The sequence below is a fragment of the Microcoleus sp. PH2017_05_CCC_O_A genome, assembly GCF_020738785.1.
GTDB lineage: Bacteria > Cyanobacteriota > Cyanobacteriia > Cyanobacteriales > Microcoleaceae > Microcoleus.
The window spans coordinates 1-7,553 of the sequence record NZ_JAEQCB010000231.1 but is presented as its reverse complement, the minus strand read 5'-3'; the positions used below and the strand labels follow the sequence as shown (position 1 = coordinate 7,553).

The 7,553-nt window shown below is 47.8% G+C and carries 7 protein-coding genes; 3 read left to right on the top strand and 4 right to left on the bottom strand.

Annotated features, from left to right (window positions below; all coding sequences use genetic code 11):
- Window positions 1-613 (bottom strand): aldo/keto reductase (locus JGK20_RS32160; RefSeq protein ID WP_293233519.1); only part of this gene is annotated, 613 nt, incomplete at its 3' end.
- Window positions 614-738: 125 nt separating this feature from the next.
- On the opposite strand from JGK20_RS32160, the gene JGK20_RS32155 reads away from it, so the two are divergent.
- The 3 genes from JGK20_RS32155 to JGK20_RS32145 are packed head-to-tail and all read left to right on the top strand — an operon-like array spanning window position 739 to window position 4,904.
- Window positions 739-1,350, top strand: coding sequence for a DUF1802 family protein (locus tag JGK20_RS32155; RefSeq protein ID WP_293193814.1), 612 nt, complete (start codon window positions 739-741; stop codon window positions 1,348-1,350).
- A 36-nt stretch (window positions 1,351-1,386) separates the two neighbouring features.
- Entirely contained in the window at window positions 1,387-1,611 is a 225-nt protein-coding gene (locus JGK20_RS32150) for a hypothetical protein (protein WP_293186992.1), read from the top strand.
- Window positions 1,608-4,904, top strand: coding sequence for a PAS domain-containing protein (locus tag JGK20_RS32145; protein WP_293233517.1), 3,297 nt, complete (start codon window positions 1,608-1,610; stop codon window positions 4,902-4,904). The genes JGK20_RS32150 and JGK20_RS32145 overlap by 4 nt, the downstream gene beginning before the upstream one ends.
- Window positions 4,905-5,040: 136 nt before the next feature.
- On the opposite strand, the gene JGK20_RS32140 is transcribed toward JGK20_RS32145, so the two are convergent.
- The 3 genes from JGK20_RS32140 to JGK20_RS32130 form a co-directional block, all read right to left on the bottom strand.
- Window positions 5,041-5,691 carry an ABC transporter permease gene (locus JGK20_RS32140; protein ID WP_293186994.1) on the bottom strand — a complete coding sequence of 217 codons (651 nt, stop codon included), beginning with the start codon at window positions 5,689-5,691 and terminating at the stop codon, window positions 5,041-5,043.
- Window positions 5,692-5,732: 41 nt separating this feature from the next.
- Window positions 5,733-6,461, bottom strand: coding sequence for an ATP-binding cassette domain-containing protein (locus JGK20_RS32135; RefSeq protein ID WP_293233515.1), 729 nt, complete (start codon window positions 6,459-6,461; stop codon window positions 5,733-5,735).
- Between the two features lie 74 nt (window positions 6,462-6,535).
- Window positions 6,536-7,099, bottom strand: coding sequence for an NUDIX hydrolase (locus JGK20_RS32130; protein ID WP_293233513.1), 564 nt, complete (start codon window positions 7,097-7,099; stop codon window positions 6,536-6,538).
- Window positions 7,100-7,553 lie beyond the last annotated feature (454 nt).

Below are 7,553 nucleotides of genomic sequence, written 5' to 3'. Positions count from 1 at the left end.
TTCCTTGAGCTAGAGATGAATAGGCGATGATTGAGATATTATTTTCGGTACAGTAGGGCATGGCGTCTTTTTCTACCCAGCGCCAAAACAGAGAATAGGGCGGTTGCAAGCTGTCAATGCGTCCGTATTGGGCGGCTTCTGCTATTTGGGCGCGGGAAAAGTTGGAAACGCCGATCGCCCGAATCTTCCCCTGTTGCTTTAATTTGTTCAGGGCGTCCATGGTTTCGGCAATTGGTACGGCTTCGGAATTCCAAGTGCCGGCGGGCCAGTGGATTTGGTACAGGTCGATATAATCGGTGTTGAGGTTTTTTAGCGATCGATCGCACGCTTCGACTACCAAATCTGGTCTGAGGTGGTTGGCGAAAACTTTGCTAGCATAAACTACTTGCGATCGCACGTCTGAAAGTGCTTGACCGATAATTTGTTCCGAATGCCCTTCTCCGTAAACCTCAGCCGTATCAAAGGTGGTAATACCGGCCTCAAAAGCGGCGCGCATGGCTTTGACAGTTTCGGCATCCTCAATTCCCACCCACATCCGCTTCCCAGCTTGCCAAGTCCCCATAATTATCGGGGTAATTTGAATTTCTGATGTACCCAATTGTCGCTTTTCCATACCCTAAGTCCTGATTTGGATTTTTAGTATTCACCCTCAATCTATCTAATTTTAACAGAAAAAAGTAGGTAGAGTAGCTTTGAATCAGCGATTTTGTTACTATTGTTAAAACCCAAATAAATCCTATGAAATCAACTACTCGCGCGCTGAAAGAATGGAATGTAGCTGTTAATGCTTTGGAAGGGGGCAGAACGATTGTGCTGTTGCGAAAAGGTGGTATTCGCGAACAAGCGGGACAGTTTAATGTCAGTGACAAGCAAGTTTTACTGTATCCAACTTTTGAACACCAACAACCTGATTTATTAAAGCCAGATTTTGCAAGTCAAGTAAAAACTGTAGAATCTGGTTGGCATCCGGAAACTATTAGAATTGGCAGTTGGGCTGAGATTACTGATGTTTTTTTGGTGGCTTGGGAACCAGCAATTAATGCGCTATTTCCCTACCATATTTGGAATGAAAAATTTGTCGGCGACCGCCTGAAATGGAAACAAAATCAGCCAATTTATATTTTATTGCTGCGGGCTTATCGCCTCGCAGAAACAGCCGAAATTCAGTACATTTCTGAATACGGCGGTTGTCGTTCTTGGATTGATTTGGCAAGTCCTATTTCTCTGGAGGGGAGTGAAGCTGTTTTAAGCGATCGAGAATACATTGCACGCTCAAATGAAATCCGCAATCTGATGGCGAATCCTCCGAACGCGGATGGTTTGCAGAAAATCACAACGCTGACGGTTTAAACTTTATGCACCTATAATTTGTTGAAAGTAGATAGAATGTATTGGTATTGTGGTATTGGTAGCCACGATGTGCTTTTTAAGCCTGTACAAAAAATAGACTTTCTGCGTTTGGCTGATGTTTTGCCAGTATCTGTTACAAATAGCTGTACGATCGCTCCGATGAATGTTCGTCAATTGAAGGGAAGCATCCAGGCTTTACACGATGGGTGCTGTGAAATTGCCATGAAGATCGATCGCGCTTGCAAGGAAGGTTTGCAATGAGTCAGATCCAGCGCACCGTCTTGATTGTCGATCGCAGCCCGGAAGACTGTCATAAGTACCGACAGTATCTGCTGCGCGATCGCGAGTACCAATACAAAATAATCGCAGCGCCGTTAGGGCAAGAAGGCTTGGCGCTGTGGGAACAACACCAGCCGGATCTGGTGTTGCTCGATAATCGGCTGCCAGATATGGACGGTTTGCAATTTATCGCCCAACTGCGAAGCAAAATAGTATCGCAGCGATATTTGCCTGTAATTGTGGTCGGAGTTGGGAACGAGACGATCGCAGTCGAAGCCATCAAAGCCGGCGCCCAAGACTATCTCATCAAAGAACAAATCGCACCGGAGAGTTTGCGGATGGCGGTGAAGGGGACGATCGACAAAGCGCAATTACACGCCAAGCTGCAACAAAACGAAGAACGCTTGCACTTAGCATTGAAAGCCGCTGGGATGGGTACTTGGGAATGGCAGATTCCTAACAATTGTGTAGTGTGGTCTAATCTGGTAGGGCCGATTTTTGGTCTACCGCTGGGAACTTATCCGGCAAGTTATGAAGATTTTATCGAACTCGTACATCCCGAAGACCGCGAGATAATTGGCGAGGCTATAACCACTACCCTTGAGACAGGGATTAGCTATGAAGTTGAATTTCGCGCTGTCTGGGCCGATGACTCGCTGCATTGGGTAGGCGCTAAAGGGCAACTTTACTATGACTGGGCTGGCAAACCGCTGCGGCTCCTGGGTACAGTAGTAGACCTCACTCAGTCTAAACAGGCAGAAGCAGAACGCCTGCAACAAGTGCAGCGAGAGCGGGCGATCGCCCTAATTGCCCAGCAAGTTCACCAATCGCTGGATTTAGAGCGCGTTTTGCAAACAACCGTAGAGGAAGTGCGACAGTTTCTCGACACGGATCGGGCGATCGTATTTCGTTTGCACTCAGATGGCGGCGGGACTGTGGTAGCGGAATCTGTGGGGCCAGACTGGCGATCGATCCTAGCTTCCCAAATCTACGATCCCTGTTTGGCAAGCAGTTATCTTGAACCCTACCGTCAAGGATTGGTGACGGCAAAAACAGATATTCATGATGGCTCGATCGACCCTTGTCACATCGAACTGCTGACTCAATTTCAAATCAGGGCAAATCTAGTCGTACCGATCCTGCACGAAAACCAGTGCTGGGGACTGCTGATTGTCCATCACTGTGGCGCCCCGCGCCTGTGGCAACCCTTAGAAATTGATTTGCTTCAGCAGTTGGCTCAGCAGGTGAGCATTGCCATTCGGCAGGCTGAGCTTTATCAGCAAGCACAACACGAACTGCAAGAGCGGAAGCGCACCGAAGCAATTTTACGGGAAAGCGAAGAACGCTTCCGCCAGTTAGCAGAAAGCATCGATGCTGTGTTCTGGATTTCCGATTACCCTTCGGGGCGAGTGCTTTATGTCAGTCCTGCCTACGAACGGCTGTGGGGCTTGAATCCCCAATCTTTGTATGATGACTCTCGGGTTTGGCAGGATTTAGTGCATCCGGAACACCGCGAATCGAACGCCCGAGCGTTTGAGCAGAAAGCTGTTGAAGGAAAGTTCGATGAAGAGTACCGGATTGTTTTGCCCGATCGCACTGTACGCTGGGTGAGAGACCGCTGTTTTCCGCTCAAAGATGAGACAGGAAGGATTTATCGGTTCACAGGGATTGCTGAGGATATTACCGATCGCAAACAAGCAGAAATCGCTTTGCAGGAAAGCGAGCGCCAGTTTGCGACTCTGGCAGAAGCCTCTCCAACAGCCATTTTCCGGTTTGATATTGACAATAACTGTCTCTATGTCAACCGCCGTTGGGGCGAAATGACAGGCCGATCGGTAGAAGAGGCCTTGGGGATGGGATGGGTGCAAACTTTGCATCCCGACGAATGCGATCGTCTCAGACGGGAATGGCTGGAGTGGTGTCAAAAACCCGAGCCCAGAGGAATTTACCAGAACGAAGGCAGGCACGTACAGCCGGACGGCAGCATTACCTGGTACTACACCCAGTCGCTGCCCTACCTAGACTGTAACGGAACGGTGACTGGCTATGTGGGAACGCTGATCGACATTACCGATCGCAAACAAGCTGAGAAAGAGATCCGTCAAAGCGAAGAACGCTATCGATATTTAACGGAATCAATCCCACAATTGGTATGGACAGCAAACGTTGAGGGAGTATTGCTAGATGTCAACCAACGCTGGTTAGATTTTACGGGGTTGACGGTAGCACGAGCTCAAGCTGAAGGTTGGCCGGCAGTTGTCCATCCTGATGATGTCTCTACCATGGGCGATCGTTGGATGTCTGCTCAACAAGACGGCAGCCCTTATCAAGCCGAAGGTCGATTGCGCCGCTGCGACGGCGTGTATCGATGGTTTTTGCACCAAGCTATTCCCGTCAAGAATGAATCGGATCGAGTTGTCAAATGGTTTGGTACGGCAACTGATATTGAAGACAAAAAATGCTTGGAACAGCAGCGCGACAGTATTTTGCAGCAGGAAAAAGCTCTGCGCGCAGCAGCGGAAAAAGCTAACCGCGCTAAGGATGAATTTTTGGCTGTGCTTTCTCACGAATTGCGATCGCCCTTGAATCCGATCCTGGGGTGGGCGCAACTGCTGCAAAGTCAAGCCTTGAATGCGGCTCAAACTGCTAAAGCTTTAGACACGATCGAGCGCAATGCCAGATTGCAGACTCAGTTGATTGATGATTTGCTCGATATTGCGGGGATTATGCACGGCAAACTGAGCTTGAATCCCACCCCGGTGAATTTGAGTTTGGCTGTCGAATCTGCGATCGATACTGTGAAAACGGCAGCCGCTGCGAAGTCGATCGAGATTCATCCGGTGGTGCCGGATCTGGGACTGGTGTCGGGCGATGCGGTGCGACTCCAGCAGATTGTCTGGAACTTGCTTTCTAATGCGATTAAGTTTACTCCTAACGGTGGCAGAGTGGAGATTCGGCTGGAGCGATCGGGCGTTAGCGGATCCCGCGCAGAGGATCGGGCGCTGATTGCCGTCAGCGATACTGGTAAAGGCATCCACCCTGACTTTTTGCTATCTATTTTTGATTCTTTCTACCAGGAAGATGTGTCTCTGACGCGCAAATATGGCGGGCTGGGATTGGGATTGGCGATCGTCCGCCATTTAGTGGAAGCACACGGCGGGACAATTGCTGCGGAGAGTGCGGGCGAGAATCAGGGATCTATTTTTAGAGTGAGTTTGCCGCTTTTAAAGGCTGAACCTGAGATGAATTTAGCAGAGGAAGTGCGATCGGCTTAAACATGGTACGTAGTTGCGCTTCAGCGCTCTTAAGGTACGTTGTTGCGCTTCAGCGCTCTCTTAATATATATAAGATCGGAGCGCTGAAGCGCAACTACATACCTTAAGATAGTGCACGATTTCAGCAATCACAAATTCAGTCATCTTTAACACCTTTCAATGTACTTTTCGAGAGACGCGCTTCCACGAAACCCAGCCCAAAATCCGCAGCTAAGGCCATCAAAGCCGCCGGAATTGCCCCAGCCAAAAGTAACTGATTGTTGACTGTAGCAACGCCCCGAAAAATAAAGACTCCCAAGCCACCTGCACCAATTGCCGCCGCAATAGTTGCTAGCCCGATCGCAATTACCGCAGCCACTCGCACGCCCGCCAGAATCACGCCCAGCGCCAGGGGAAGTTCCACTTGCCACAACAGTTGCATATCCGTCATTCCCATGCCTGTCCCGGCCATCACAATCGCCCGATCGACGCCGACAATGCCCGTGTAAGTGTTGCGGATAATCGGCAGTAGGGAATAGAGTGTCAGGGCGATGATTGCCGTGCGATCGCCTATTCCGCCCAATACCGGCACCGGAATTAACAAGCCAAACAAAGCTAAACTAGGAATTGTTTGCATAATATTCGCAAATCCCAAAATCGGCTTTTTCAATTTGGGTTTTCTAGTAACTAAAATCCCCAGAGGAATTCCCACAATCGTAGATATAACAATCGCGACTATTACTAAATACAAGTGTTCCATCGACCTCTGAACCATCTCAGCACCATAGCGGTTAATAAAATTAATCATTGCGTAATTCATGATTGCTAACAGCATTCCAATTTAGCTAATTAAAAAGATTCCAAAAAGGCGCGAGCTTCTGGATGCTGAGATTTAATAAATTGATCCGGCGCGGCAAATTCAACCAATCGCCCATCTTGCATCAAACCAATTTTAGAGGCTAAAAAAAAAGCTTCTTGAATTCCGTGAGTCACAAAAATCACAGTTTTCCCTAGTTGCTGCTGTAATTGACGGAATTCCCGCTGCAATTCCAAGCGAGTAATGGGGTCTAAAGCACCAAACGGTTCGTCCATTAATAGCAGCGGAGGGTCTGCTGCAAGTGCTCTGGCGACGCCTACACGCTGCCGCTGTCCGCCGGATAACTGATGGGGATAGCGTTTGGCGAAGTGCTGGGGGTCGAGATTCAGTAATTCTAACAGTTGGTGGACGCGATATTTTATGCGATCGCCCTCCCAGCCTTCCAATTTGGGCACTAAACCAACGTTTTGCTCGACGGTAAAATGGGGAAACAAACCGATTTCTTGAATTACGTAGCCAATTTTTCGCCGCAGTTGAATTGAATCCCATCCCATAACAAGCACTTCGCCGCTGCTTGGTGTCAGTAAATTGTTAATCAATTTCATGGTAGTAGTTTTGCCGCTACCGCTGCGTCCCAGCAATACTAATACTTCTCCTTGCAGCACTTTGAAATTGAGTTTGTCTACTAAATGTCTGCGGTTGAGCCGATATGTAACGTCGAGGCATTCGACAGCAACTTCATGATTATTGACAGGTATCATTAGTTTCGGTGATGTTGGTTTTAAGAAATCGTTAATCGGCTAGTGTCGCGGGAGCATCCCCTAAATCCTAAATCCTAAATCCTAAATCTAAAATCATCTTGGTTTTGCCATTCTAGCAACAATGCTCGACATTGGAGGCAAGTTAATTTTTTGAGCAAGTCGCGAATTCCATCGGGGGTGACAGGATATGCAGCACCGATGAGTTCGGGGTTTACTGTGGCTGTGGGGTGCAATTCTGCTACAAAACCGTAGAGTTTTTGATTGGAGAATGAACTGTTGATTTCCCAGCCTGTGGTGTTGATTGGTTGGATGCGGGCGATCGCACTTTCTGTCACGCCTAGTTCTTTTTTGATTATAGCTGGAACTGCGGCTGCTGGTGTTGTGGCTTCTGGTACGCGACCGCCTGGAAAGTCAAGGGTTGCTGCTGCTACGCCGGCGCGATACATCGGTGAGGGCAACAGCAATTTGTCAGCTTGAATTGTTAAAATTACAACGGAATCTGCTCTTTCTACTCGCCAATATTCGACTATTTGTCCTTCGGTTGTTTCGAGATGTTCGCCAATTAGTTTTACCCAATGAGAGTTGATTTCTACAAATCTATCTAGGGTTTTCCAGTGAGATTTTTCGGTTGGGTTCATGTTGACAGTTGACAGTTGACAGTTGACAGTTGACAGTTGACCGAAGCAAGAAGGAAGTTCGGCAACGGATTGTGAAACGGATGTAAAGGATGTAAAGGATGGAAGGAATAAGGAAGAGGCAATAAGGAAGAGGGAACCTCATAACCGTCTTGGCGGTTGCTGTGAATTAGATGTTTTTTGCTATGGTAATCGATCGCTGTCGATCGCCCAAATAGTCGATCGGTCTTTTCAGCTTTGACCCGATTTTTCGATCTAGATTGTAAATTTTTGCTACAATAGCACACAGAACCCAAGAAAATTCAGTATCATAGACTACATAATCTAAGTTGATCTGCGCCTTTGGTGATGAGTTGTTGAAACCGCTCGTAAAAACATGGACAAAGCTACCCAAAAGTAGTCAATGTTAGACATCTACGTTAGTAATTTTAGTCCACAGTCCTAAAACTACAGGAAT

What these genes read in the sequence shown, in the direction of transcription:
- JGK20_RS32155 (WP_293193814.1), top strand. Translation starts at nt 739, where the DNA reads ATGAAATCAACTACTCGCGCGCTGAAAGAATGGAATGTAGCTGTTAAT.
- JGK20_RS32150 (WP_293186992.1), top strand. Translation starts at nt 1,387, where the DNA reads ATGTATTGGTATTGTGGTATTGGTAGCCACGATGTGCTTTTTAAGCCT.
- JGK20_RS32145 (WP_293233517.1), top strand. Translation starts at nt 1,608, where the DNA reads ATGAGTCAGATCCAGCGCACCGTCTTGATTGTCGATCGCAGCCCGGAA.
- JGK20_RS32140 (WP_293186994.1), bottom strand. Translation starts at nt 5,691, where the DNA reads ATGATTAATTTTATTAACCGCTATGGTGCTGAGATGGTTCAGAGGTCG.
- JGK20_RS32135 (WP_293233515.1), bottom strand. Translation starts at nt 6,461, where the DNA reads ATGATACCTGTCAATAATCATGAAGTTGCTGTCGAATGCCTCGACGTT.
- JGK20_RS32130 (WP_293233513.1), bottom strand. Translation starts at nt 7,099, where the DNA reads ATGAACCCAACCGAAAAATCTCACTGGAAAACCCTAGATAGATTTGTA.